Raw genomic sequence first — 25777 nt, forward strand, 5'->3', positions numbered from 1 at the left:
TCCGTTTATTTTGGAAAACATCGTTATTTCAAGCGAAATAAGGGGAGTTTCTCCGCTTATATGGATAAAACCTTTTGCTTCAGGCACTTTTAGTGGCGTTAACCGGAATTCTTCCGCTTATTTCAGCCTCTTGAGATTTTTTATAAACGATAGGCGGAATTTCTCCGCTTAGTTTGGCCTCATGAGCACCACACTTAACACGGTAACCGGAACATCTTTGCATATGGATTCCTGGGTGGCAACGATTTTTCCAAAAAACAAAGGCAGCGAGAGAAATCTCGTTGCCTTGTAGTCAACCTGGGAAATGCTGATTAGTTGGTTTCAGTGGCCTTCATTGAGTGAGAGTGCGTTACCCTGTATAAACACCTTCACAAGTATTAGCCACTGGTTCATAAAAGCAATGCTGTTTGAATTGTCCTGCAAATGGCTGGCCAAACCATGTAGGCGGACATGGGGCATACGGATTGAAGTACCAAAGCGCATACTTCGAAGGATGTTCCCGCCAATAGTCCAGTGTTTGTTTGGCCAATCTTTTCTCTACACTTCTTGCTCGGTTATAAAAAACATTCCCCTTCTGTACGGCTTCAAAAGAATAATTCCCGCCTTGAATTTGATAAATCACATGAGGGATCGTCCTTAAGTTTTTAAAATCCAGGCAATTCGCGTTTAGGCGATTTACAACTACATTGCCAACCGAAAGCATGCCTATCCGTCCTTCACCTTCTGCTTCTGCCCTCATCATCCTTGCTAACAAAGCAACGTCACTATCGGTATATTTTGCTCTTGGCATTTTTATCACCTCTTATGAATTGTATTAAGAACAGCCTGTCAAAATGTTATCGGCTTCAGAATAGCGTGAAAACATTAGAGATCATGGTACGAAACCGAAGGGCAGGAGAAACACAGTTTATGTTGAACATACTAAATGTGTGAGTTGTCTATTTTTTTAATGAAGGAGAACATCGATGGACAAAGAATTGCTTTTGAAAAAAATCCAGGCACATCTGGAAAAATATAATTGTCATACATTCATATTATATGGATCTTATAGTTCGGGCGATTATACGGAGGAAAGTGATATCGACATTGTTGGTTTTACAGATGACGCAGAAGAAACAAATCACGTGGAGTATGTCGAAGGAAAGCAGCTGGATTTGTGGATTTATAATACGAGCAAGATGGCTGAACCGGAACAATTTTTGCGCATCAACAAAGGGACGATCTTGCTGGATGAAAAGGGCTTGGCCCAAAAGCTTTTGCTGGAGATTCAAAATATCGTTGATAAAGGCCCCGAAAAACTGTCCAGCTCGCAAAAGGATTTCTTGAAAAGCTGGCTTAGGAAAATGTACCGCCGTTCGCAAAAGAACGACCTTGAGGGCAATTACAGGCTTCACTGGATGCTTAAAGACAGCCTGGAGATTTATTTTGAGTTCAAAGGCGAATGGTACCCGGGACCCAAAAAAGCATTCGCATGGCTCAGCCAACATGATGGAGCCGCGTATCATCTCTTTAAGGAAGTTTATAAAAAAGATGCTGGACCGGAAGCTATTGAACAGCTGCTTGAGTTTCTTGATAGGCTTTAGAATTCGGTGTGCGGAAGGGGGAGCAAGGTGAGGAAAGTTCTGCCTGCCATTATCATAATTGCTGTTATTATATCCATAACTACATGCTCGCTTTTTAAAAAAGAAGAGGAAATCAGTCATTCCTCAACAATGAATATTGTTGTAAAAAATAAGACAAAAGATAAAAATGTATACACTGTCACAGCTCAAAATCTATATGAACCTCATCAGGACTTTTCCATTGTCATTGATGATGAGAGGGTTTGGAATCTGATTAACAAAGACCAAAAATATTTTATTTTAGTGGAATGGGTGGATTACAGCATGACTGCTGAAATCAGCGGTAAGGAAACCAGCCTCCTGCAAATAGAAAATTTGGAGAAGAGTGACTAGCTCCAAAGTTAGGTGGGAATATGACTTTTATTAAACGCTATTACAAATTGTTGATCGTATCCATTATCTTATTTTACATATTGGCTCACTATGAAAATATAAGATTATGGTTTCACTCCGTCTCTCCGGCTGATTCAAAATACGAAAGCCTGCAGCAAATAAAAGATGACCTCAATGTGGTCTATGAGGGAAGGTATGACATTGAAACGGTTGAATCTTTTACGATAGATCAAGACTATATGGAAAGTTTATTGTTTGAGGAAGAACAAAAGATCGTAGAGCCATACGCCGGCTCAGGGGAACAAGAGATGATACAAATTTCTTTTTCAGATGAGAATACAGTTAATGACCTCAATCTGATGCCTAAAGAAGTGATGGTCAGGGAAGCGGTCAATATGCTGTATTTTTTGAATCAGAGGAAGCTGAAGGACTCCATTAAAGTCGTAGAGTTCGTCTATGCTCCTAATTTCGGGTTTGTGATGGTCGGGAGTAATAGTATCATGATTCCTGTGGAGGAATTCAAAAGAAAGCTGGAACAAAACAGGGAAGCTTCGATTGAAGAAACGCTGATGAAAGTAACGCTCTATTATTATGGCCAGATAATTGATTTAAATGGAGAATAGATGAAATGGTAAAAGCGTTAAGTGTGGTTTTGGCAACGTTGTTATCACTGGGATTGTTAATAGGCTGTGGGATGTATTTAGCCTATTCTTTACTAAAGCCTGACCACTTTGACCAGGACAGGTGGTTTGCTGAACCTGAAGAGCGAGGCGAAATGGCAGGCTATCTGCTTTCGGAAGCGGATTTAAAAGGGATGACCAAAGCAGAAATTACAGACCTTCTGGGAGAGCAAGAGAAAGATGCCTATTTCCAAAAGGAAAATAACCTCGTCTACTATTTGGGTGCCGAGCGTGGATTTCCGAGCGTTGACAGCGAGTGGCTGGTTATTTGGTTTGATGAGGGAGATAGAGTTAAGGATTTTGAGATTACGACGGATTGAAAAAGACGAACCGCTGAAGCCGCACTACATTATCGCTTTTTTGGGAGTGACCACAAATGTTGATTTATCCTGATTGTCCAATCATTTCGAGAACGGTAGAAGTCGGCGGACTGACGAAATCGCAGCTGCTCCAGAAGCTTCAGCAAGCCTCAGTAATGCTGAATGCGTATGGAGAAAGGCTGTTTGCGGCTGATCAATTTACGACTTCTGCTGCCAAGTACAGCCTGGAGACCGTTGAACTGACTGTGATGGGCCTTGGCTTTCCTGATGGGGCCGATACTGCCCGGATTTTTAAAAGAGCGGGCGAACTTGGTTTGGATTTATGTCCGTTTGAGCTGGGACCCCATTTAAGATTGATGTATCTTGACCAGGCTGAGGTTTGTGAAGAGGACTCTCGACAGCATCAAGCTCCATCTGGCTCCATTACGATAGCGTCGGAAATCCTGTCGGAAGACGATGATTTCCCGAAAGGTTTTTATCTTAGAAAAATGGACGGCGTGCTGTGGCTGCGGGGATACCGTGCTGATCATCTGCATGTCTGGAATCCAGCTGATCGTTTTGTTTTTGTGAAAAAAGGCCTTTAGTAAAATTATTTCCGATAGCGAATATAATCATAGTTTGAAGTGGGTACTTGCTTGATAATATTGCCTTCCTGGTCCTTGTAAATTTCATACTCCCTGTACGTTTCAACGATATATCCATCCACTTCCTCATCTTCCGATTCCTCGTGTATATACTCTAATTCAGGGAGGATCACTTCGGTTAACTCCTCAGTTGTTTCAGGATCAACTTGGATACTGGCACCTGTTTCTAAAGAGTCAATGCTGGTGGCTGTGGGTGGACTTGAGATATTGATATAAACCAAATAAATACAGAGGAACATGAGTCCTAAAAATCCAATTAATTGTTTCACGATTATTTACTCCTTTATTTGAAGGTACATTTTCACCTTATGCCTGTCCATTTGTGTTTATACCAATTGGATGCTAATTGGAACAGAAAGCATGCAATGTGATAAAAACCGATGCATTAGCGAACGCTAACCGTATTAACAATGCGGGGTGAATTTAATGAAAAAAACAATGTTCATACTGATTATGATCAGCTTCTTAACAGGCGGGAATGTGTCTGCTGAGGACATTATCGAGACAGGGGCAGAAACTGAAGTAAAAGATCAGGCAGTGAAAATGTACATATACGAATCGTTGGAAACCTGGATCAGCCAGGATGTCTCAGATTTTTATCTTAAGAAATACAATGCGAACTCAATCGGTTGGGAAGGTCCCAAACCAGAAAACATTCGGATCTGGATAAAGGAAGTAAAGGCGGGATTCGGAAATCCAGCCTATACCCATGTCATAAGAGTTTATTTGCCTTTGGATCATGTGAAAATTAATGAAAAGAAGGAAATTCAAACGGCCGATACCTATATTTATGCAGTCCATGCACGCCTGCTTTCGCTTTGTCCCGATAGTGGGAAAACTGAAAAGGAATTTAAATTAATCAACTCTTACCATAAGGTTCGTCCTTGATTCAAGGGTGCGTTGCTTCTAAAAAAGTAACGCACTTTTTTGTGGAAAAAAAACAAGCAGAATAGCAAAAAAAGGAATTCGGGCTCTGTTGTGGAATATTTTGGGGAAGAGAGAATGTGAGGTCGAAAAAATGAAAAATTACTATAACTCCTTTATTCTTCTGCCCAATAACCGTAAATTATCGTATATCGGTTACGGCGACCAAAATGAAAACACTGTTGTTTTCCTTCATGGATTCGGTTCATCTGTTAGCTCCATTCATCCTGATACAGAAGTGCTGGACAAATATAATATCCGTTTCTTCGCTGTAAATCGTCCAGGTTATGGCGATTCAGATTTTGAGTCAAAGTATTCTCTGGAAGAGTTTGCGGATTATCTTAATGACTTCCTCATTGCGAAGGGGATTGAAAAGGCGGCGATTGTTGGCTGGTCAGCTGGTGGACTATATAGCCAGGTGTTCACAGACAAATATCCGGAAAAAGTTATCTCGCTCAACTTGATCAGTAGTGCTATCCCCCTTAATAGCGACCACACCAAGAGGCTTCTGCCCATGAATTGGAAAATGATCAGAAATATGAACAGGTATATGCCTTTCATGACAAAGTTTTTCTTTAATAGCCTGAGCAAGAAAATAACCAAAGATCTGGATTCTGCAATACAGGAGTCAATCAAACAAATGGTTGATGAGGACAAAAAAGTTGCGAATGACCCAATCATACAGGCTGTTATTACAAAAGGTGCAGTTGAAAGCTACCATAACAAAGGGATTGGTGTATTTTACGATGCGATTGCATTGTGCCAAAAATTAAATGAAGCCAGGAATCCCATTTCAACCATGAAGGTTCATATATGGCAGGGTGGGAAAGATACTGTTTGGACTGCGGAGACGTCAAATTACCTCCGTGAAAAGTATGCTGATTCCACTTATTCCTTTATTGACGATGCTGGGCACTTACTCTATTTATCTCATTGGGATGAAATCCTCAAAAAGTCGGTCAGCTGAGTAGCAAGGAAGCGACTGGGAAATGCTCCGGCCTTTTTTTAGATCTGAGCAATTAAAAGATAAGGATGACCTCCGCAATGAAAAAAGAATTATTAAGCAGTATATTTATTCTCGGTTTTCTTTTATCAGGTTATATAGGTTATTATGCAAAGGATTTGGGACCTAAGGAAGCGACAGCACAGCCAAAGCCGGGTGGAAAAGTGGAAACGAATAAAGAGGAGCTGCACAACGATGTAAAAGTGTTGAAGGACATAACATATTGGATTGATGGAGTGCCAAGGAAAGCAGCCGATACAATAATCAGAGACGGCGAAGTATACGTTCCGGCGAATTATATCGCCAGCTCCATGGGAGTTCCTTTTGACTTCCAGCCAGATGAGAACGTACTTACATTAGGGCAGAGCATGAGTGAAAGAATTCATCAGGAAAAATTCTTGATTAAGGATCGTTCCCAATATATTAGTATCTGGATGACCCTCGAGCAGGTTGAGGATGTACTTGGCCAGCAGCTTAGCAGTAAGAAAAACTTCAACGAGTGTACTGGAAACGACGAAATGACCGCTGTGTACAGGGACGCAGAAGTGTTGTTCACATATGATGTTACCGACAATCAATATCATGTAAGTGATATCACGATTCTTACCGAAAACATAGCTAGTGATAAAGGAATCGCGCTAGGGTCCTCACCAGAAGATGTAATCCAATTTTATGGGGATTTGATTGACTATACAGGGTATGAAGACATGAAAGCTGCTGAAGGGCTTTCTGGAAATGGCTTGATTCAGTATGGGTTGAAAGAATCTTTGTGGTTTGAATTGAAGGATGGTAAAGTTGTTCGTTTCGGTGTCAAGCTTCCGCATTGTTAAAATAAAGGAGGTATTTAATTGTAAGTTTTTCGTACATTTAAGTGAGGAATCCCAAATTTTTTTGGAGGTAGTTGCATGCAAAAAATTCTGCCGCTGCTGCTCACAGTCATCTTCCTGACAGCCTGTAGTGAGGTGACCCACAATGATTATAAATTCGTCGGTGAAAGTGATCATTGGGAGGCGGAGTATGCTTATAAAGGGACAGAAAAGTGGAGGAAAAAGGGTGGGAGCGAGACCTATTCTAACGAGGATCATTATGAACTGACGCTAAAATATAAAGGGCCTTTAAAGGATTTATCAGCAACTGAAAAACTAGAGTATTCATATGAAACGGTCTCGAGCAGCGGGGTCATCACCGAGACATTCGCTGAACCACCAGGAAAGGCTGTTTTTACTACTGGCGGTGGGTCAGAAGGCGGGGCAAAGGTGAGCGAGGATGAAATAATCAAGGTAACTGTAAAATGGGATGGGAATGAAGAGTCGTTTGAGCTTCAGAATAAAAATAATAAATAGCGTTATCTTTGTTACGAGGCTGATCCAAGCAGGATTAGTCTATTTTTGATAGAGGTACTTTCAAGAAAATTTTTACATTTTATGGTATAATAAGAAAAAGAATGGAGGGGTAACATGATCAGGTTTATAGATGATTTGGCAGGTGCAATCTATGATTTTATCAAGATGATTCTCTCCAGTATCGGTTATTTTTTGAGCGGCATGGTCATAGTCGGAGCAGTGATGTATTTAATCGCATTTATATTTAAGGGATTTCACTGATCCAGTACTCCTCCGTATGGAAAAATAAAGGGGGTTTCTCATGCAGCGTTCAAGAGTAGTATTTTATCTTTGTGTGGCGGTGTCCTGGTTCCTGCTTGGCCCGATTTTATGGGAGGTTGACTCCAGGCTGATTTATTGGGGAAGCTGGGTCGTTTGGGGAATCGCTGTGGTCGCGATACAGGATGTGCTTGCAAAGAAGTATCAGTGGAAAAAAGGGAAAGAGGACTCAATGTAGCAGTCCTCTTTTTGCGTGTTAATCTATTAATAAGCAGTCCAGCCAGCGTCTGCAGTGATGACGGTTCGTTAATAAAGCAGTGTTGAAGCCGACTGTTGATGATAATATACACTGCTTTTAATGGTATGGAATATAAAAATATTTCACGGGTGCTCTCAAGACAATTCGTGAGCGGAAAATAGAGTTGAATTGTCATGGCAGGTGCTCTCAAGACAATTCGTGAGCGGAAAATAGAGTTGAATTGTCATGGCAGGTGCTCTCAAGACAATTCGTGAGGGAAAAATAGAGTTGAATTGTCATGGCAGGTGCTCTCAAGACAATTCGAGGGCGAAGAATAGAGTTGAATTGTCATGGCAGGTGCTCTCAAGACAATTCGAGGGCGAAGAATAGAGTTGAATTGTCATGGCAGGTGCTCTCAAGACAATTCGTTAATGAAAAAGTGTGATGAATTGTCTTGGCTGATGTCCTTAAGACAATTCGTAAGTTAAAAAAAGTGTTGAATTGTCTTGAAAAAAAGTATTGACACTATCGCCAAAAACATGATAAATTTATCTCGAATTAAAGATATTCAAGTTCGAGGTAATTCCTTGAGCTTATTATTTTAAAATAATATCTCGAATTCGAGATAAAAAACAAAAACCGGAGGGATTTTAGAATGGCTAAATGGACAGTTGACCAGGCGCACTCAGCAGTAGGATTTGAAGTGAAACACATGATGGTATCAAAAGTAAAGGGACAATTCGGTTCTTATACAGCAGATGTAGAAGCTGCAGATCTAGCTGATTTAACAACAGCTTCAATTCAATTCAAAATCGACGTAGCAAGCATCAATACAAACAATGAAGACCGCGACAATCACTTAAAATCAGCTGACTTTTTTGATGTTGAAAACAATCCAACAATCGATTTTACATCCACAAGCATCACAAGAGATGGAGACGATTATAAAGTAACTGGCGATTTGACTATTAAAGGTGTAACAAAGCCAGTAACATTTGACGTTGAATTCGGCGGACAGGGCAAGAACCCATGGGGCGTTGAAGTTTACGGTTTTGAAGGTGAAGCAAAAATCAACCGTGAAGAATTTGGCCTTACTTGGAATGCAGCACTAGAAACAGGCGGCGTACTAGTAGGAAAAGATATCAAGATCAAAGTTGAATTAGAAGTAAATCCAGCAGCTTAATTTCTTACATTAGGAGAGCACGCTTCCGTCCGGGGGCGTGCTTTTCTTATATTAACAGAAAGCCTGCAGGCTGCAGCGTCTGAAAAGGGACTTTGAGCGAATAACCTCCTTACAAGGCCAGGAAAACGATCCGCTTTTTTAAGATGGTGAATTTTTTCCATATAATTGGGGATTTTACAGATAAGTATACTATTTGTTCGTGAAGTTAGGAGGTCATTTGCGTGGTCCAAACAAAGCCCATCAGTGCATCTGAGGTTGGGACGCTGTGGCAGACATATCAGGAAAAAACCTTGATTATAAGGATTTTGGAGTATTTTATCGAGAAAGCCGATGACCAGCAGGCCCGGAATATTTTGGGCGGCCTATGGCAGGAGCTTGATTTTTATGTAAAAGAAATGGAAGTGCTTTTCAAGCAGCAGGGAATCGTGAAACCAATCGGATTCACGCCTGAAGATGTTAATTTAGAGGCCCCAAAGCTTTATGATAACGGATTTGATATCATGTTCGTCCGCGTATTGAAGCAGGTGAGCATGGGACTTTATACATTGAATATGAATATGGCCTATGATAATCGGGTGATGACGATTTATGAGGGATTAACAACGGTTACCCAGAAGATTTATAAGCTCGCCACATTCTATCTTCTTGAAAAAGGGATTCTCTCCCAGCCGCCAAAAGTGACGATGCCGAAAAACATAGAGATCATCGAAAGCAAAAAGTATATGAAGGGCATTAACCTATTTGGCGACAAACGGGTGCTGAATGATCTGGAAATCGGGATCATCAATCATAATCTCGAATCTAATATCATTGGCATGCAGCTGATTACCGGGTTTGCGCAATGTGCACAAAATAAAGAGGCGAAGCAATATTTTCTCAAAGGGAAAGAACTGGCCAAAAAACAGATAAAGATCATGCAGGAAATCCTCCAGGAAAGTGATCTGCAGCCATCGGCAACTATGGGGGGAACGATTACTACGTCAACGATTCCGCCTTTTTCCGATAAGCTTATGATGCACACAATTTATATCCTTAACGGGTTTGGTCTGGTCGGAGCCGGGGCTGGGGCATTTTTTACCTTGAGAAATGATTTGTCCATGAAGGCCCTGATGGTTTCCAAGAATATTTACTTCTATGCACAGGAAGGCATTGAAATAAAAATCAAGAATGGCTGGTTGGAGGAACCGCCGCAAATGGAGGACCGAGCGGCAATTATCAAAGGTGGGAATTGAATAGGGAATCTGAGAACAAACTAATGATAGTGTTAGGATTAACACTAATATCAATGTGGGGGGATTTCCTTTGAATACTCTTTACAGCTTAGTTAAGGCGATTATCACCTTCTTGATCAAAGCAAGATTTTACTTGATTCTGCTCAACAGACGAGTAGAGTCATTAGTAAGAATGCCGAACTTAATATAAGCAAAAGGGACTTTTCACATTGTAAAAAAGGCAGGCGCCTGCGGGTGCTTGCTTTTTAAGTATTTATAGCGTCTGATTATTATGAATATATTTACTTTAATAATTTCAGCAAACGCTTTCATTCCTATAAGCTTGGCGGGTATAGCGGTTTTGCCAGGACAGTATTTCCGGCCACTTCCTTGAAAGGATGTTCAATCTTTGTTAGGTTAAGTAACCGTAGCCCCCTTGAGGGAGCAAAAAACTTGGACGGCATAATTAACATATCTATTTTTCGCGTGGTTTGGCTTGATCAATGTATTTATTACTAATGTTATAAAATGGTAAATATTGATGTATGCACCTGTTGATTGTAGTGGAAGGCGCGTAGACTCCTTCGGGATGTAGCGGGACAGGTGAGACCCCGCAGGAGCGAAGCGACGAGGAGGCTCACCTCACGCCCCGAGGAAAGCGAAGCGCCTGGAACGAAAATCAACAGTCTAATTTTACAGAGCCCAATGATACCACTATGTTAATTATTTCGTTTAGGGAAAACGAAAAGGAGCGATTAGGTGAGTTTTGAAATTTTTATTTCTTTAGGTATTTATTTTATCGCAATGATCCTGATTGGATTGTATGCATATCGTAAAACCTCAAATCTGAACGATTATATGCTGGGTGGCCGCGGTCTTGGGCCATCGGTAACGGCGCTGTCTGCAGGAGCATCCGATATGAGCGGATGGATGCTGATGGGACTGCCGGGTGCGATGTACACGACAGGTCTATCGAGTGCCTGGCTGGCAATTGGATTGGCCATCGGTGCCTATTTGAACTACCTCATTCTTGCGCCGCGGCTGCGTACGTATACAGAGCTGGCGAATGATTCAATCACAATCCCCGATTTTCTTGAAAACCGCTTTTCGGATTCAACCAAAATCCTTCGATCCGTATCAGCCATCGTCATCATTGTCTTTTTCACGCTGTACACATCGGCTGGTCTAGTGTCGGGTGGCACTTTATTTGAATCAGCATTCGGGCTTGATTATCGCTGGGGATTATTCCTGACAGCTGGTGTCGTCATCGTATACACGCTGTTTGGCGGATTCCTTGCGGTCAGCTTGACGGACTTTGTACAGGGCTGCATCATGTTCCTGGCACTTGTCCTCGTTCCAATCGTCGCGTTCACAGATCTTGGCGGCACTGCGCCGGTTATGGACACGGTGACGGAAATCAATCCTACATTGATGGATATTTTCAAAGGGACTTCCGTACTCGGAATCATGTCATTCCTGGCATGGGGCCTTGGCTATTTCGGACAGCCGCACATCATCGTCCGCTTTATGGCGATCAAATCGGTTGAAGAGCTGAAGCCTGCCCGCAGGATTGCGATGGGCTGGATGATCATTTCGATTATTGGCGCTTTGGCAGTCGGCCTTGTAGGGCTTGCTTATGTATCTGTGAACGACGTCGCGCTTAAAAACCCGGAAACGGTGTTTATCATGTTCTCGAACATCCTGTTCCACCCATATATCACTGGATTCCTGCTTGCGGCGATCCTGGCGGCGATCATGAGTACGATTTCTTCCCAGCTGCTGGTGACATCCAGTGCGCTGACGGAGGACTTTTACAAAGCCTTCTTCCGCCGTAAAGCATCGGATAAGGAATTGGTTTTTGTTGGACGCATGGCTGTTCTGATTGTTGCAGTAATCGGTATCGTGCTGTCGCTTACGCCAAATGATACGATTCTTTCACTTGTCGGGAATGCCTGGGCCGGCTTCGGTTCCGCATTCGGACCAGTCATGCTACTAAGCCTTTATTGGAAACGCATGAATCGCTGGGGTGCGCTTGCAGGCATCATCGTGGGCGCCCTGACCGTCATCGCCTGGATCAGCATCCCTGGGCTGACAGACATCATGTATGAAATGATTCCAGGATTCTTCCTTAGCCTTGTGGCAGTCATTGTCGTGAGTCTGATGACAAACAGGCCAAGCAAAGCTGTTCGTGAGGAATTTAATGAAATGGAAGAGATTATTGCTGGATAGTTTGTACATGGGGACCTGATTTCGGTGAGGCTTTATATTACTCAGGTTAACTGTCTTCTTTTAAATTCCTGCAGAGGAAAACAAATATTAAAATAAAAGCTAAGAGCAGTGGATTTCGCATCTGAAATTCTACTGCTCTTAGCTTTTGTTTTGGGCAAATAAAATACGGCAGACAGATGCCTGTGTACAAAAACTACGCAATATTCGGACGCACTCTTGATTAAAAATACTTCTGATAAAACTTAATCTGAGTCTGCGCTTATAAGGCATAGATTTGAGTGGTAAGCTTTTTCATGTCCAGGGGGCTTTGGGCGACTTGAACTGGTGCTCCGTTGTTTCAAGAAATCAATTCATTAACTGAAGAATCAATTTCTTGTTCCTCTCTGAAAAGACTTTATTGTGGGATGATACCATTGCTGAATGGGAGGCTTCCGGTTCGATGAACTGCTTTGCCTGGTTGACTGCATTGGCTGCATCCTGGAATGTCCCAGCTATTAAATTCAATTTTCCTTCGTGTTTAAGAATATCTCCAGCTGCAAATAAGCCTGGTACAGACGTTGCGCTTGTTGGTGTTCCATCAATATAAAAACCATCGATCATATTCGGTTCCAGCACGCTATTCTGGAGCAGCGAGGCATCCTGATCAAATCCGTGATTAACCAAAACATCGTCACAAGGCAGCCGCGTGATTTCACCAGTATCCTGATTGGTTATTTCAACAAATTCAATGGCATTCCTGCCTTTGTCTGCGATTAAATTGGTGATGCAAGATTGGAACAAACATTCCACAGAACTGTTAATCAGCTGGGTGACCTGTGCTTCATGACCGGAAAAGCAATCTCTCCTGTGAACCAGGCAGATTTTCTTTGCGACTGGTTCGAGGGCGTTCGCCCAATCGATTGCAGAGTTGCCCCCGCCTGAAATCACGATGGTCCGATCTTTGAAATATTTGAGGGAATTGACCATATAGTGAAGATTTGACAGCTCAAATTTTTCCGCACCTTCAATCTTGAGCTTCTGCGGCTTTAGGATTCCGCTTCCGATGGAAACGATGACTGTTCTTGAATAATGGACTTTTCCGGAAGCTGCCTTCAGTAAAAATAATCCATTTTCCTTGCTTATGGATTCAATCTTTTCATTCAGGACTACTTCAGGGCTGAAAGTCATAGCCTGTTCCTTTAACTGCTGAATTAACTTGGCACCTGTAATCGGGCCAATTCCGCCGACATCCCAGATCACTTTTTCAGGATAGACTTGAATCTTGCCGCCCAGGTCAGACTGGGCTTCAATTATCTTGGTCTTCATTTCCCGCAGGCCTGCATAAAAGGCAGAATAAAGTCCAGCTGGCCCGCCGCCGATGATCGTAATGTCGTAGGTTTCAATATGTTCCAATGGAAACACTCCTCAAGATTTTTCAATATATAGTTAAAAAACTGGTGAAAAATGAAGGATTCACAAATCTGTCATTGACTGAAAAAAGTAATAGCTTTATAGTATTTATTGTAACCGATAGTGATAATCATTATCAATGAAAAGATTAAACAACTATGGAGGAATGATAAATGGTCCGCTTATACACAGACCAATTAAACGTTGGATATGGGGAACGGACAATCGTGAATGATCTGACTTTAGAAATCCCTGATCAGCAAATCACGATTATCATCGGCCCAAATGGCTGTGGAAAATCGACTTTGCTTAAATCGATGTCACGAATCATTCCCCATCAGTCTGGTTCAATTTATCTGGATGGTTCGAGTATCTCTAAGGAAGACACGAAAAGCCTGGCAAGAAAAATGGCAATCCTTCCACAGACACCGGAAAGTGCCGCCGGACTGACAGTAGGAGAATTGGTGTCATATGGGCGATTTCCATACCAAAAGGGATTCGGGAGACTGACGAAAAAAGATATTGAAGTGATTGATTGGGCTCTTGAAGTGACCGGAACAGCAAGTTATAAATACGAGCCTGTCGATTCTTTATCCGGTGGCCAGCGGCAGCGTGTCTGGATCGCACTTGCCCTTGCCCAGGAAACAGAAATGATCTTCCTTGATGAACCGACCACCTATTTAGACATGGCACATCAGCTTGAAATCCTTGAGCTGCTGCAAAAGCTGAACAAAGAGCAGGGCAGGACGGTTGTGATGGTTCTTCATGACTTAAACCATGCCGCAAGATTCGCGGATCACCTGGTTGCCCTGAAAGCAGGAAGTATTGTGAAAACAGGGACAAGTGAAGAAGTCATCAATAAGGAAGTGCTCAGAAAAGTGTTCAGCATTGACGCTGAAATCGGGAAAGATCCACGTACAAATAAACCGATTTGCATTACATACAACTTACTAAAAGGAGAAGCGGAAAATGAAGAAATTAATTATGCCATTCCTGCTTATGCTGGTGCTTGTTCTTAGTGCCTGCGGCGGAGAAGAAAAGAAAGATGGATCAAGCGAGAAAAAAGATGACGATAAGCCTCAAACCATTACTTATGAATCTGAAAATGGTCCTGTAGAAGTGCCGGCAAATCCGAAAAGAGTCATCGTTCTTTCATCTTTTGCCGGAAATGTCCTGGCTCTTGACGTACCGATCGTGGGAGTTGACTCCTGGTCAAAAATGAATCCGCGCTTTGAAAAATTACAGGGTGTCGAGGAAGTGACAGATGAAAACCTGGAAAAGGTCATCGAATTAAATCCGGACCTGATCATTGGTTTATCCAATATTAAAAATGTCGATAAGCTGAAAGAAATTGCGCCAACGGTAACATTCACTTACGGTAAGCTTGGTTACCTGGAGCAGCATCTGGAAATTGGCAAAGTTTTAAATAAAGAAAAAGAAGCTCAAGCGTGGATTGATAATTTCAAAACAGAATCCAAAGCTGCCGGGGAAGAAATCAAAGCCAAAATTGGTGCGGATGCAACCGTTTCAGTTATTGAAAATTTCGACAAGGAACTTTATGTATTTGGCGATAATTGGGCAAGGGGAACAGAAATCCTTTATCAGGAAATGGGATTGAATATGCCTGAAAAAGTAAAGAAAGCAGCACTTGAGCCTGGTTATTATGCGATTTCCCCTGAAGTATTGTCTGAATATGCTGGTGATTATGTGGTCTTCAGCAAGAATGCAGAGGGAGATACGTCCTTCCAGCAAACAGAGACCTATAAAAATATTGCTGCCGTAAAGAATAACCGTGTATTCGAAGTCAATGCGAAGGAGTTCTATTTCAATGATCCTTTAACACTTGAATATCAACTGGAATTCTTTAAAAAATCATTTTTAGGACAATAATGACTAGCATGAGGAATTCTTTGGGAATTCCTCTTCTTGCTATATGAAAGATGAGATGTATATGATCAACCAAAAAAGCTCTGTCCCCATGTTCATAAAGTTCATTGCTGGAATTCTCGTCATGGCCGCAAGTTTCATGACGGCCATGGTTTTTGGTGCAGCTGATACAAGCATCAAGGAAATCTGGCTGGCACTTACTTCTACGGTTAAAACAGATACAATCACCATGATCCGGGAGATTCGCCTGCCAAGGGAAGTGGCGGCCATTTTTGTCGGCGCTGCTTTATCAGTAGCTGGCGCGATCATGCAGGGATTGACAAGAAACCCACTGGCAGATCCGGGTTTGTTGGGACTGACAGCAGGGGCAAATGCAGCACTGGCACTCGTTATGGCGCTTAGCCCGGGGGCTGGGTATCTGGCCATTACGATTGCTTGTTTTATTGGAGCAGCTGTAGGTGTTGTGCTTGTTTTTGGGATTGGCGCGCTAAAGAGAGGCGGATTTTCTCCTTTGCGGATTGTACTGGCAGGTGCCGCGGTCTCGGCATTTTTGTTTGCTGCAGCTGAAGGAATCGGTCTCTATTATAAAATTTCAAAAGATGTTTCGATGTGGACAGCCGGCGGCCTGATGGGCACTTCCTGGACTCAGCTGAAAATTATTGTTCCGTTCATCTCGATAGGGATCGTCATTTCTTTTTATTTATCGAGGCAATTGACGATTCTAAGTTTGAGTGAAGAAGTAGCTGTTGGGCTTGGCCAGAATACAAATTCCATTAAATTGATATTATTCATCGTCATTGTATTGCTTGCGGGGTCCTCTGTCGCGCTTGTAGGGAACATGGCCTTCATTGGACTGATGGTCCCGCATATCGTCAGGATGATCGTAGGTACAGACTTTCGATTCGTCTTGCCGATGTCAGGCATAATCGGTGCCTCGTTCATGCTGATCGCAGACACGTTAGGGAGAACAATCAATGCTCCATATGAGACACCGATCTACGCGATTATTTCTATTCTTGGACTGCCGTTCTTCCTTTTCATTGTCCGTAAAGGGGGGAAGAGCTTCACATGATTCATCCGTCCATTGTTAAAAAACAAAGAATCATCGTTGTGACTTTGTTTGTTTTAATTGCATTAACCATAATTGCGAGTCTTGGTCTCGGCTATTCTTCCGTCTCGTATGGCCGCATTTTACCGACGATATTCGGGAATGGCACATTTAAAGAAGAGTTTGTATTGTTTGAAATCAGGCTGCCGAGGATTATCGTGACGCTTCTTGCGGGAATGGCACTGGCAATTTCAGGGGCGATTTTACAGGGACTGACCCGGAATGATTTAGCTGATCCAGGAATCATAGGAATCAACTCAGGAGCAGGACTGGGAATTGCTGTGTTCTTTCTATTCTTCCCAATCGATGCCGCTTCCTTTGCCTTTATGCTGCCATTTGTTGCTTTCGCTGGTGCATTGTTAACTGCAGTACTGATCTATTTATTCTCCTATAAAAAAGGAATCGGACTCCAGCCGGTCAGGCTGATTCTTGTCGGGATTGGATTTTCGATGGCCCTATCCGGAGCAATGATTGTCATCATTTCTGCAGCGGAAAGACAAAAAGTCGACTTCATCGCACGCTGGCTTGCCGGCAATATCTGGGGTACAGACTGGCCGTTCATTCTGTCACTCTTGCCATGGCTGATCATCCTGATCCCATTTACCCTCTATAAAGCAAATCGGTTGAACCTTCTAAGCCTAAGCGATCCGGTTGCCATCGGTGTAGGAGTTTCGATTGAAAAAGAAAGGGTTGTCCTGCTTCTGACAGCTGTTGCCCTGGCTGCTGCAGCTGTTTCAGTCACAGGGGGAATCGCGTTCATTGGACTAATGGCACCGCATCTCGCAAAAGCGCTGATTGGTCCGAGGAACCAATTGTTTTTGCCAATAGCAGTGCTGATCGGCGGCTGGCTCCTGCTGTTCGCTGACACCATCGGCCGTAACCTCCTGGAACCAGAAGGAATACCTGCTGGCATCATGACCGCGTTGATTGGTGCTCCATATTTTGTGCATTTGCTTTTGCGAAATAAGTAGAAAAGTTGTCGGGTTTAGAAGCTCGACAGCTTTTTTTTGGTCTTGATGCAGCAGGAAATAAAAAGCATTCTCTAAACCTCTTAAAATGGGGTTTTGCAGGTGGACAAGCGCCAACACTATATCACTTCCTTCTTTAAGTTAAACATGAATACAGTGCGAATATGAAAGTGTTGCCATCAGCACTTGAATTAGCTTGTATATACAAGTATAGTGAGTGTAAGCGTAAACAAATCATTAAAAGGCAGGTCATGGGCATGAGAAGCGAAAAAGAGAAAATGGTAGCAGGGGAAATGTACAATCCCGCTGATCCGGTACTAGTAAGGGATCGCGAGGAGGCGAGGCGCAAGGTCAGGATTTATAATCAAACGTTGGAAACGGAAGGTGAAAAACGCACTCAGCTGTTGAAGGAACTGTTAGGGTCAACGGGTGACAATGTTTTTATGGAGCCCAATATCCGATTTGATTATGGATATAACACCCATGTCGGAGAAAATTTTTATGCGAATTTTGACTGCACGATTTTGGATGTAAGCGAAGTGCGGTTCGGGGACAATTGCATGCTTGCGCCTGGCGTGCACATCTATACAGCTACGCACCCGCTTCATCCGGACGAACGCAATTCAGGCAGGGAATATGCAAAACCGATCACCTTTGGAAACAATGTATGGATTGGCGGGAGTGCAATCATCAACCCGGGTGTTACAGTAGGGAACAATGTCGTGATTGCCTCGGGGGCAGTGGTGACCAAAGATGTGCCTGACAATGTCGTCGTTGGCGGCAATCCTGCTAAAATCATTAAGCAAATCGAATTATAATGCTTGCTGTATGCGTTGATCCTATCCGGGTTAGCGCTTTTTTTTGAGAGGTTAAAAGCAGCTTTCTTCATATTGTATATGCAAATCAGCAGTGATTTTTTAAGCGGAAAATGTCTTTAATTTTTTGCAAGGTGTAAAATAAAGAAAAGAAATGGACAAGGAGCGGCGGGGCAGATGACGATCACGATTAAAAAATGCAGCCTGGAGGATTTGAACAAACTTCAAGAGCTTAGCTATGAAACCTTTAATGAGACATTTAAGGACCAGAATTCCCCAGAAAATATGCGAGCTTATCTGGAAAGAGCATTTAATGAAGAACAAGTGGAAAAAGAATTATCGAATCCTGATTCGCAATTCTATTTTGTTTTTTACCAGAAAGAAGCTGCTGGATATTTAAAGATCAATGTGAATGATGCACAATCAGAGGAAATGGGCAGGGAATCGCTTGAAATTGAGAGGATTTATGTGAAAAATCAATTTCAGAAACATGGCCTCGGCAGAGTTCTGCTGAATAAAGCGGTGGAGATTGCGAAGGAACATGGTAAGAAGAAAGTTTGGCTGGGCGTATGGGAGAAGAATGAGAATGCAATTGCGTTTTATCACAAATTAGGGTTCGTTCAGACGGGAGCCCATTCTTTTTACATGGGTGATGAGGAACAAACCGATCTGATCATGACCAAGATACTTTGATAAAAGTTGAAGACGGCTGGGAAGGGCGGTTCAGTTTTTCATTCATAATTGCAGAAGCAGAGAAAATCCATGCGGATTTCTCTGCTTTTTAATGCTTGCATCAGCCGGATATACCAGCGTTTTTTTTAAAAGAACTATCTCCTGAATAAATTGTTAACGGCATTGGTGAAGTCATCAAACAAGCCATTACGGTTTCTGTTGTTGCGGATGTCGTCAGCGAACGTACCCATTTCGTTATAGACATTGTTATCGACGGATACATAGACTTTGTCTACACCTTTATCAGCGTTGCGGACCTTGTCCTCAATCTCGTATTCAAACGCGTTCGTTGCTTGGCTGTAATAGCTGCCGTTTCCGCGGTCATTATCTGTCCCGAAAATATTGCTGTCTGCTGTACCTGCATTTTGACGGTTCTGAATACCAGCGTCTCCCTTGCCATCGATGATGCCGTTGTCTCCAGCACGGTTGCGGTCCTGGTCGACACGGCCATTTTCAGCAAACGTCCCGGCGTTGCCATCCAATGCGTCATTGACATTGGCATTTCCGTTATCATCCATACCGTTGCCATCAATGTTCCGATTATTTCGATTTCCGGCGTTATCAGTCAATCTGACTGCTACATACGCTTTGTTGTCAGAAATGATGACATGCGCATCCTCCACATCCCTCATCTGTTCAACCTGCCGCTCGATGTGGTCTGCAACCCGCAGATTGCCGCCTTGATTTGCCGCTCCCTGTCTTACATCCAAAGTCTGTACCTGGGTTTGGCCATTGCCATTGTTCGCCGCATTGTCATTATCTGTCCCGCAGCCGGCAAGGCCAATGGTAAAAACAGTACAGCCAATCATCATCAACGATTTCTTCATGCTGATCACTCCTTATAGTATGTTCGTTTTTATGATGGCTTGTTGTTCAAGGGATATGCATGTGGAACATGGGGACGGTTCTCGCGTTCCTGTCCGGAACACGAGAACCGTCCCTGCGTTTCACCTGGGCCTGGAGTGGGAAGAGTGGATAGGTAGATTGAATTGTTAGGAGGAGGAGTAATGCCTAAGACGATTTTTATTACTGGAGCGGGAAGCGGGCTTGGCAGGGGAGCGGCGATTGGTCTTGCTAAAAACGGCCACCGCGTGATCGCGACAACGGAGCTGACTTCGCAGAAGACCGATCTCCTGCGCGAGGCCGATGAGCTTGGATTGGAGATGGAGGTTTTCAAGCTCGATATTACGAATAAGCGCGACCGGGAGCAGATTGGAAAGTATGACTTTGATGTATTTGTCGCCAATGCGGCGATCAATGAAGGCGGGCCGCTAGCGGAGGTGCCGATGGACAGGATCCGGGCGCTTTTTGAAGTAAATGTGTTTGCGACACTCGAAACGGTCCAGATTGCTGCACGCCAGCTTGTGGAAAGAGGGAGCGGCAAGATAGTCTTCATGAGCTCGATGGCGGGAATTTCGGCGACGCCATATGTTGGGCCATATACAGCGACCAAGCATGCGATTGAAGGGATTGCCCAAACGATGAAGTCAGAGCTTGAAGGCTTTAACGTCCAGGTGGCCACCATCAACCCAGGTGCCTTCAACACAGGCTTCAACGACCGCGCCGCCGAGGAAAAATGGAAATGGTTCGATGAATTCAAGCATTTTACGAAGAAGGAAGATATGAAAAAGCAGGAAGAAGGATTGGAAAACCAATTCGATCCTGAGGATATGATTGCAAAAATGGTTGAAATCATCCCGGCCGACCATCATAAATTCCGCACGGTCTACCCGGAAGAAACCGAAAAGCAGCTGAAGAAGACAGAAAAAGAACGCTGGGAAATGGAAATCTAATAGAGTTTGCTGAAAGGTGTACAGAATATTTTTTCTGTGCACCTTTTTTGTGGAACATGGGGACGGTTCCTGTGTTCCAAAGTGGAACACGAGAACCGTCCCCATGTTCCATGTTCTCTGGACATATTTTGTATATAGGAGTATAATTTTATTCGTTTCACGAAATATTTGTAGGGAAAGCGGTGAATGTATGCCTAAGGATAAATTATGGACGAAGGATTTTATTTCGATTTCTCTTGTGAACTTCGTGATGATGCTTTCAATGTACCTGTTGATTGTGACGATGGCGTCGTATGCTGCTGATACATATGGCGCATCTACCAGTATGGCGGGGCTGACGTCTAGCATCTTCATCATCGGGGTTCTTTTTGCGAGATTATATGGCGGCAAGGAAATCGCCAGGATTGGCAGCAAGAGGATGCTGATCGGCGGGATTGTCTTTTTTGTACTAATAACTTTACTTTATTTTATCCCGTTTAATATTTACTTTTTGCTGCTTGTCCGTTTCTTGCATGGTTTTGGTGTCGGTTTCGCCACTACGGCGACTGCGACGATTGTGGCGCAGATCGTTCCCGGAAGCAGAAAAGGGGAAGGGATCAGCTACTTCAGTTTAAGTGTCGTTTTATCGACGGCAATTGGACCGCTGATTGGGATTGCCCTGATCAATGAGTTCGGCTACCAGAGTATGTTCATTTTCTCCCTGGTTGTTGGCCTTATAGGCTTGCCTTTAGCTCTGGCGGTAAAAGAACCAGCTGTGGAGTATCAGGCTGTTGATCCTGATACGAAGGGTTTCAAGCTAGCCAACTATTTTGAAATGAATGCCCTCCCTGTATCGATTGTGATGTTCGTAGTATCGCTTGCCTATTCAGGCACTCTGGCTTTTATCGCTTCATTTGCAAAAGAAGCTGACTTAGTCGAAGCAGGCAGTATGTATTTCTTTGCGTATGCACTGGCTGTATTGTTCTCCCGCCCGTTTACAGGGAAGCTGATGGATGTGAAGGGCGCGAACAGTGTCGTCTATCCGTCGCTGGTGATTTTTGCGGTCGGGATGTATCTGCTGAGCCAGGCGCATTCAAGTGCGATTTTCCTGACTGCAGCCGCACTGATAGGATTAGGATACGGCAACTTCCAATCCGTCATCCAGACGATCGCCATCAAAGTGACCCCGCCGCACCGGATGGGGCTGGCATCTTCTACGTATTTCATCATGCTCGACTTCGGAATCGGCGTCGGCCCATTCCTGCTCGGCTATATGGTACCAACATACGGATTCAGGGGACTTTACCTCGCAATGGTGCCACTCATCATCGTCGGCATCATCGCTTATTTCTTTTTGCATGGAAGAAAAGAGAAACACGGGGACGGTTCTCGCGTTCCACAATAACGAAAACAGGGACGGTCCTCACGTTTCAGGCTGAAACATGAGAACCGTCCCTTTGTTCTTCGATGGCTGTATGCTTCTTAATGACGATAACAAACAGGCTTGCCAGTAAGCAAAAGAGTCCTGCCAGGAAGAAGGCCCAGGTGTAGGAGTTAAAGATTTTAAAGATCAGCCCGCCGCCAAATGCTGCACCGGCCTGATGCGCTGCGAAAATCCATCCGTAAATGATCCCGCTTTTTTCAATCCCAAAGACCTGTCTTGAGATGCTGATGGTCGGCGGTACGGTTGCAATCCAATCGAGGCCGTAAAAAATCGCAAAGATAAATAATAAAGTGAGAGACCCTTCTGAAAGTGCAAAAGGAAGCAGCAGGAGAGATGCCCCTCTCAGGACGTAGTACCAGAATAAAAGCCAGCGATTATCAAACCGATCCGACAGCCAGCCGGACACAGTGGTTCCTACCAGATCAAAGATTCCCATGAATGAAAGCAGTGAAGCGGCTGTGACAAGAGGGATTCCATAGGCCATACAGTACGAGACAAAATGAGTGCCAATCAATCCGCTTGTTGAAAGTCCGCAGATAAAGAAACTTCCCGCCAATAACCAAAATTCCTTTGCTTTTACCGCTTCGAACAGGCCATTAAACGCGATAACAATAGGATTTTTCTTTTGCTCGGCAACTGACTCTTCCTTTTCAACCTCAAGCCCATACGGAAGAACACCGGCATCCTTTGGTGTATTTTTCATAAATAGAAAAATAATGATCAGCATAATGAAGGTTAGGGACATGATGAGATATATTGCTGAGCGCCATGAGTAGTTTTCAATCATAATCGCAAGGATGGGGAGGAGAATCAACTGTCCTGTTGCTGTACTTGCTGTCAGAATTCCGACCGCGAGTCCGCGTTTTTTTTCAAACCAGCGATTCGCTATATATGGACTCAGCACCGTTAAAAATAACCCTGAACCCAATCCGATGATGATTCCCCAGATAATGACGAGCTGCCAGGAATGCTGCATTACCAGCGTTAAAATTGTTCCGGCCAGCAGGGTCAGCATCGAGATGACCATCATCTTTTTCAATCCCCACACTTCAATTAACGCCGCCATAAATGGACCTGAGATCCCGTATAAGAACAGGCCTACCGCAAAAGCAAGTGAAATGACGGACCGGCTCCAGCCAAATTCATTTTCAAATGGCTCGATAAAAACTCCTGAGGAGGAACGGACAATCCCTGCAGCGATAATCGAGAAGAAGGAAATGATCAGGATGATCCAGCTATAATGTATTCGATTCAATCCGTTCACCTGCGTTCTGTTAATTTAATTCTAAATTTTACAACAAATTATACTTCATGTATTCATATTAAACTATTTATTTTCGCGGGCAAGCCAGGAAAGGCCATAATAATAAAAAACTGCCAAAAATATGGCAGCGGTAATATGCTAGTTATTCTCCATCATCTTGTTGTCGAGATGTTCAAGAATCATCTTCCAGGCTCCTTCATGCCCGTTCTTCGACTCCTCATCCGGGAAGCCCTTATGGCTTAGCTTTAGGAGTGTACCGGTTTGACGGGGCTCCAGTTCAATGGTGAGGACGGTTTCTGCGCCTTTCGTTCCGCCGGCGCCTGTCAGCCATGTAAGCTCAACCAGGCGGTCCTGCTCCAATCTGAGAAAACGTCCATAGTGAGGGTGGCGCTGGACTTCGTCATGCCCTTCTGGTTTAAAGACCGTTTCAAAGAAAAAAGCGGTGTTGACCTCCGGTTTCATGATCAGCGTCCCAGGAGCTGCAAACCACTGGTCAAAATTCTCTGTCCATGCTCGATAAAGGACATCAGGCGGTGATTCCATTACCCGTTCTACATGCAAATCGTGCGGTCTTGAAGATAGGTCCGGCATTGTAATTGGCTCCATTGTAAATCCTCCTAGTTTGGAAGCACGGGGACGTATCTGCTGCTTCCAAATCAAAAGGGAGCAGGAGGTACGTCCCCGTGCTTCAAATATTAATGAATGGACTCTTCCGTTTCTCTGGCAATCAACCAGCTGCCGCCCATAAGCTGCCAGTTCTCGATGGTAAACATCCTTGCCAAAACTTGTTCATTTTTTACAACGAGCTGTTCTTAAAAAACCACAGCATTTTCAGGGTTCCGCAGACGGATGACCCGGTGCTCGAATCTCTTCTCGCATCCGAGGAAACGCAGGACTGATTGCTTCATTCCATCGATAGAATCCTGCTTGCTAAAAATCATAGGCTTTTCCTTACTATTTTTGAAAAAAGCGACATAATAATCCTCCGTCATTTTTTCCACAGACGAAGTATCGCCTGATTTCATCGCTTCATTCCAGTCTGTGATAAACCTATCATGCATACTGGTGAATTCACCAAACGGGTCCTTTAACTCAACCATGATATATCCTCACTTTTTTAAAAATAAAGATGTGTTATCTAGGTTGATTAATAGATATTTTCGAGAGAGGAAAGGTGAATTCCTTCAAAGGTTTAAGCCGAATCTTCCGCAATCCTCTTTAGCTCTTTCGCCCGTGAATGAATGAAATCGCGCATGTATTTTTCCAAAAACAATTTATCCGCCATTATTCCAAGGGGGCCGAGTGGAGATATGTATTCAAATGTATCCACCATCAAAGTGCCTGTTTTTTCTTCAATGAATTCATGTGTATGGGTAAATGACTTGAACGCTCCTTTTACCATGACATCAATAAACATATTTGGCTTTTCCATATGAGTGACCCTGGCTGTCAGCCTTTGTTTAATGCCAAAATGAACAGCTTCCCAGGTAACGGTATCGCCTTCTTCTAACAGGCCATCGATCACTCCGCCAATAGCTTTTTCTTTTGTATGTGAGGTCGTTTCTGTATGGATCTGGACATTTCTGGCGAGGTCGAAGCAGAGTTGGATGGGGGCTTGTATGAACTGCTGGTGCTTGATGATTGGCATTATATTACACCTCAAAAATAAAATATTCATCATTATAGTATCATGAACGAGATGAAAAAAAGAAAGCCCGCCGGACAAGCGAGCTTTGATTTACCTATTCTGATCCATCTTGCTGTTCTTTTTATCAGCAACCTCGATATGTTTAATCGTTTCCTTCTGAAGCTTGCGGTAAGCAGCTGTAAGCAAAGCAGCACCGGCTGAAACCATTGAAGCCAGGAGCAGTTTTTTCTTTGTTTTCCCCATATTAACCCTCCGTTCGTTTATTGGTGTATTTCCCTAAATATCCTTGAATTAAAAGCAATTCTGGGCATTGTTTTTACCAGAGAAAAAGGTTATGACATAATTCGTTCAAAACATTTCAACAGAATTGTGAATTCATTCACAAAAACCACTCACTTCGAGATAAGTTTGATATCTTATAAGTGTAATAATACTAATTAACTTAATGGAGTGAGGAAAATGGTTGCAAATTGGTTAAGAGAAAATAAAATCGCCGCTGGAATTTTGACAGTGTTACGTTTATATCTTGGATACTCTTGGATGACTGCAGGATGGGGCAAGCTGACAGGCGGTGGCTTTGACGCTAGTGGGTTTTTGAAAAATGCGGTTGCTAATCCTGTGAAAGGGCCAGATGGCCACATGGTGTATGGCTGGTACGTGAACTTCCTTGAAAGCTTTGCGCTGCCAAACATCGATATCTTTAACTTCATCGTGCCGCTTGGTGAATTCCTGATTGGTCTTGGCTTGATCCTTGGCTGCCTG

32 protein-coding genes are annotated in these 25777 nt (G+C 43.4%); 23 read left to right on the forward strand and 9 right to left on the reverse strand.

All coding sequences use genetic code 11. The features are described 5' to 3' along the window. Positions 1–349: 349 nt before the first annotated feature. Entirely contained in the window at positions 350–790 is a 441-nt protein-coding gene (locus AC3EBE_RS01240) for a cell wall hydrolase (protein ID WP_488593224.1), read from the reverse strand. A gap of 175 nt (positions 791–965) precedes the next feature. On the opposite strand from AC3EBE_RS01240, the gene AC3EBE_RS01245 reads away from it, so the two are divergent. Genes AC3EBE_RS01245 through AC3EBE_RS01265 form a run of 5 tightly spaced genes read left to right on the forward strand, consistent with a single transcriptional unit; the run spans position 966 to position 3539 of the window. Beyond that, positions 966–1583 carry a nucleotidyltransferase family protein gene (locus AC3EBE_RS01245; RefSeq protein WP_488593225.1) on the forward strand — a complete coding sequence of 206 codons (618 nt, stop codon included), beginning with the start codon at positions 966–968 and terminating at the stop codon, positions 1581–1583. Between the two features lie 27 nt (positions 1584–1610). Further along, a complete protein-coding gene (locus tag AC3EBE_RS01250) occupies positions 1611–1955 on the forward strand; it encodes a hypothetical protein (RefSeq protein ID WP_488593226.1) in 345 nt (114 codons plus the stop codon). Positions 1956–1975: 20 nt separating this feature from the next. Beyond that, complete coding sequence (locus tag AC3EBE_RS01255; protein WP_488593227.1) at positions 1976–2578, forward strand: hypothetical protein; 603 nt, start codon at positions 1976–1978, stop codon at positions 2576–2578. A gap of 5 nt (positions 2579–2583) precedes the next feature. After that, positions 2584–2955, forward strand: coding sequence for a hypothetical protein (locus tag AC3EBE_RS01260; protein WP_488593228.1), 372 nt, complete (start codon positions 2584–2586; stop codon positions 2953–2955). Between the two features lie 56 nt (positions 2956–3011). Then, positions 3012–3539, forward strand: a complete 528-nt coding sequence (locus AC3EBE_RS01265) for a helicase (RefSeq protein ID WP_488593229.1) — start codon at positions 3012–3014, stop codon at positions 3537–3539. 5 nt (positions 3540–3544) lie between these two features. Here AC3EBE_RS01265 and AC3EBE_RS01270 read toward each other — a convergent pair whose 3' ends face one another. After that, the gene (locus tag AC3EBE_RS01270; protein WP_488593230.1) at positions 3545–3868 is read right to left on the reverse strand and encodes a hypothetical protein; all 324 of its coding nucleotides are present in this window, start codon (positions 3866–3868) and stop codon (positions 3545–3547) included. 157 nt (positions 3869–4025) lie between these two features. Here AC3EBE_RS01270 and AC3EBE_RS01275 point away from each other — a divergent pair, with 157 nt between their 5' ends. The 9 genes from AC3EBE_RS01275 (at position 4026) to putP (ending at position 11988) form a co-directional block, all read left to right on the forward strand. Beyond that, positions 4026–4487: a hypothetical protein gene (locus tag AC3EBE_RS01275; protein WP_488593231.1), complete on the forward strand. Its 462-nt coding sequence runs from the start codon at positions 4026–4028 to the stop codon at positions 4485–4487. 130 nt (positions 4488–4617) lie between these two features. Beyond that, positions 4618–5490: an alpha/beta fold hydrolase gene (locus AC3EBE_RS01280; protein WP_488593232.1), complete on the forward strand. Its 873-nt coding sequence runs from the start codon at positions 4618–4620 to the stop codon at positions 5488–5490. A 77-nt stretch (positions 5491–5567) separates the two neighbouring features. Then, on the forward strand, positions 5568–6356 hold the full coding sequence (locus tag AC3EBE_RS01285) for a hypothetical protein (protein ID WP_488593233.1): 789 nt from the start codon (positions 5568–5570) through the stop codon (positions 6354–6356). Positions 6357–6431: 75 nt separating this feature from the next. Further along, entirely contained in the window at positions 6432–6869 is a 438-nt protein-coding gene (locus AC3EBE_RS01290) for a hypothetical protein (protein WP_488593234.1), read from the forward strand. A 114-nt stretch (positions 6870–6983) separates the two neighbouring features. Beyond that, the gene (locus AC3EBE_RS01295) at positions 6984–7130 is read left to right on the forward strand and encodes a hypothetical protein (RefSeq protein ID WP_488593235.1); all 147 of its coding nucleotides are present in this window, start codon (positions 6984–6986) and stop codon (positions 7128–7130) included. Positions 7131–7170: 40 nt separating this feature from the next. Next, entirely contained in the window at positions 7171–7365 is a 195-nt protein-coding gene (locus tag AC3EBE_RS01300; RefSeq protein ID WP_488593236.1) for a hypothetical protein, read from the forward strand. A 655-nt stretch (positions 7366–8020) separates the two neighbouring features. Further along, positions 8021–8548 (forward strand): YceI family protein, encoded by a 528-nt coding sequence (locus AC3EBE_RS01305; protein ID WP_488593237.1) that lies wholly within the window; start codon positions 8021–8023, stop codon positions 8546–8548. Positions 8549–8769: 221 nt separating this feature from the next. Then, positions 8770–9780: a DUF3231 family protein gene (locus AC3EBE_RS01310; RefSeq protein WP_488593238.1), complete on the forward strand. Its 1011-nt coding sequence runs from the start codon at positions 8770–8772 to the stop codon at positions 9778–9780. Between the two features lie 738 nt (positions 9781–10518). Then, entirely contained in the window at positions 10519–11988 is a 1470-nt protein-coding gene (gene putP, locus AC3EBE_RS01315; RefSeq protein ID WP_488593239.1) for a sodium/proline symporter PutP, read from the forward strand. A 345-nt stretch (positions 11989–12333) separates the two neighbouring features. Here the strand turns inward: putP and AC3EBE_RS01320 are convergent, their stop codons facing one another. After that, positions 12334–13380 carry an NAD(P)/FAD-dependent oxidoreductase gene (locus AC3EBE_RS01320; protein WP_488593240.1) on the reverse strand — a complete coding sequence of 349 codons (1047 nt, stop codon included), beginning with the start codon at positions 13378–13380 and terminating at the stop codon, positions 12334–12336. A gap of 170 nt (positions 13381–13550) precedes the next feature. Here AC3EBE_RS01320 and AC3EBE_RS01325 point away from each other — a divergent pair, with 170 nt between their 5' ends. From AC3EBE_RS01325 to paiA, 6 genes are all read left to right on the forward strand, one after another. Then, positions 13551–14396 carry an ABC transporter ATP-binding protein gene (locus AC3EBE_RS01325; protein WP_488593241.1) on the forward strand — a complete coding sequence of 282 codons (846 nt, stop codon included), beginning with the start codon at positions 13551–13553 and terminating at the stop codon, positions 14394–14396. Beyond that, positions 14347–15267, forward strand: coding sequence for an iron-hydroxamate ABC transporter substrate-binding protein (locus AC3EBE_RS01330; protein WP_488593242.1), 921 nt, complete (start codon positions 14347–14349; stop codon positions 15265–15267). Before AC3EBE_RS01325 ends, AC3EBE_RS01330 begins: the two co-directional genes overlap by 50 nt. Positions 15268–15328: 61 nt before the next feature. Then, positions 15329–16336, forward strand: coding sequence for a FecCD family ABC transporter permease (locus tag AC3EBE_RS01335; protein ID WP_488593243.1), 1008 nt, complete (start codon positions 15329–15331; stop codon positions 16334–16336). Then, entirely contained in the window at positions 16333–17343 is a 1011-nt protein-coding gene (locus tag AC3EBE_RS01340; protein ID WP_488593244.1) for a FecCD family ABC transporter permease, read from the forward strand. The genes AC3EBE_RS01335 and AC3EBE_RS01340 overlap by 4 nt, the downstream gene beginning before the upstream one ends. A gap of 254 nt (positions 17344–17597) precedes the next feature. Further along, positions 17598–18158, forward strand: coding sequence for a sugar O-acetyltransferase (locus AC3EBE_RS01345; RefSeq protein ID WP_488593245.1), 561 nt, complete (start codon positions 17598–17600; stop codon positions 18156–18158). A gap of 174 nt (positions 18159–18332) precedes the next feature. Next, positions 18333–18848 (forward strand): spermidine/spermine N(1)-acetyltransferase, encoded by a 516-nt coding sequence (gene paiA / locus AC3EBE_RS01350; protein ID WP_488593246.1) that lies wholly within the window; start codon positions 18333–18335, stop codon positions 18846–18848. A gap of 134 nt (positions 18849–18982) precedes the next feature. Here the strand turns inward: paiA and AC3EBE_RS01355 are convergent, their stop codons facing one another. Next, complete coding sequence (locus AC3EBE_RS01355; RefSeq protein WP_488593247.1) at positions 18983–19714, reverse strand: YhcN/YlaJ family sporulation lipoprotein; 732 nt, start codon at positions 19712–19714, stop codon at positions 18983–18985. Positions 19715–19894: 180 nt separating this feature from the next. Between AC3EBE_RS01355 and AC3EBE_RS01360 the strand changes: the two genes are divergently transcribed. Together AC3EBE_RS01360 and AC3EBE_RS01365 are read left to right on the forward strand one after the other, a co-directional pair. Next, entirely contained in the window at positions 19895–20680 is a 786-nt protein-coding gene (locus AC3EBE_RS01360) for an SDR family oxidoreductase (RefSeq protein WP_488593248.1), read from the forward strand. A 190-nt stretch (positions 20681–20870) separates the two neighbouring features. Continuing rightward, positions 20871–22064, forward strand: a complete 1194-nt coding sequence (locus AC3EBE_RS01365) for an MFS transporter (RefSeq protein ID WP_488593249.1) — start codon at positions 20871–20873, stop codon at positions 22062–22064. A gap of 25 nt (positions 22065–22089) precedes the next feature. On the opposite strand, the gene AC3EBE_RS01370 is transcribed toward AC3EBE_RS01365, so the two are convergent. The 5 genes from AC3EBE_RS01370 to AC3EBE_RS01390 form a co-directional block, all read right to left on the reverse strand. Then, positions 22090–23358 (reverse strand): MFS transporter, encoded by a 1269-nt coding sequence (locus AC3EBE_RS01370; RefSeq protein ID WP_488593250.1) that lies wholly within the window; start codon positions 23356–23358, stop codon positions 22090–22092. A gap of 147 nt (positions 23359–23505) precedes the next feature. After that, positions 23506–23973, reverse strand: coding sequence for an SRPBCC family protein (locus tag AC3EBE_RS01375; protein ID WP_488593251.1), 468 nt, complete (start codon positions 23971–23973; stop codon positions 23506–23508). A gap of 206 nt (positions 23974–24179) precedes the next feature. After that, positions 24180–24467, reverse strand: a complete 288-nt coding sequence (locus AC3EBE_RS01380; RefSeq protein ID WP_488593252.1) for a hypothetical protein — start codon at positions 24465–24467, stop codon at positions 24180–24182. A gap of 92 nt (positions 24468–24559) precedes the next feature. Then, complete coding sequence (locus tag AC3EBE_RS01385; protein ID WP_488593253.1) at positions 24560–25015, reverse strand: SRPBCC family protein; 456 nt, start codon at positions 25013–25015, stop codon at positions 24560–24562. A 90-nt stretch (positions 25016–25105) separates the two neighbouring features. Next, the gene (locus AC3EBE_RS01390) at positions 25106–25258 is read right to left on the reverse strand and encodes a hypothetical protein (protein ID WP_488593254.1); all 153 of its coding nucleotides are present in this window, start codon (positions 25256–25258) and stop codon (positions 25106–25108) included. Between the two features lie 216 nt (positions 25259–25474). Between AC3EBE_RS01390 and AC3EBE_RS01395 the strand changes: the two genes are divergently transcribed. Further along, positions 25475–25777 (forward strand): DoxX family membrane protein (locus tag AC3EBE_RS01395; RefSeq protein WP_488593255.1); only part of this gene is annotated, 303 nt, incomplete at its 3' end.

It is taken from the genome of Mesobacillus sp., assembly GCF_057785455.1.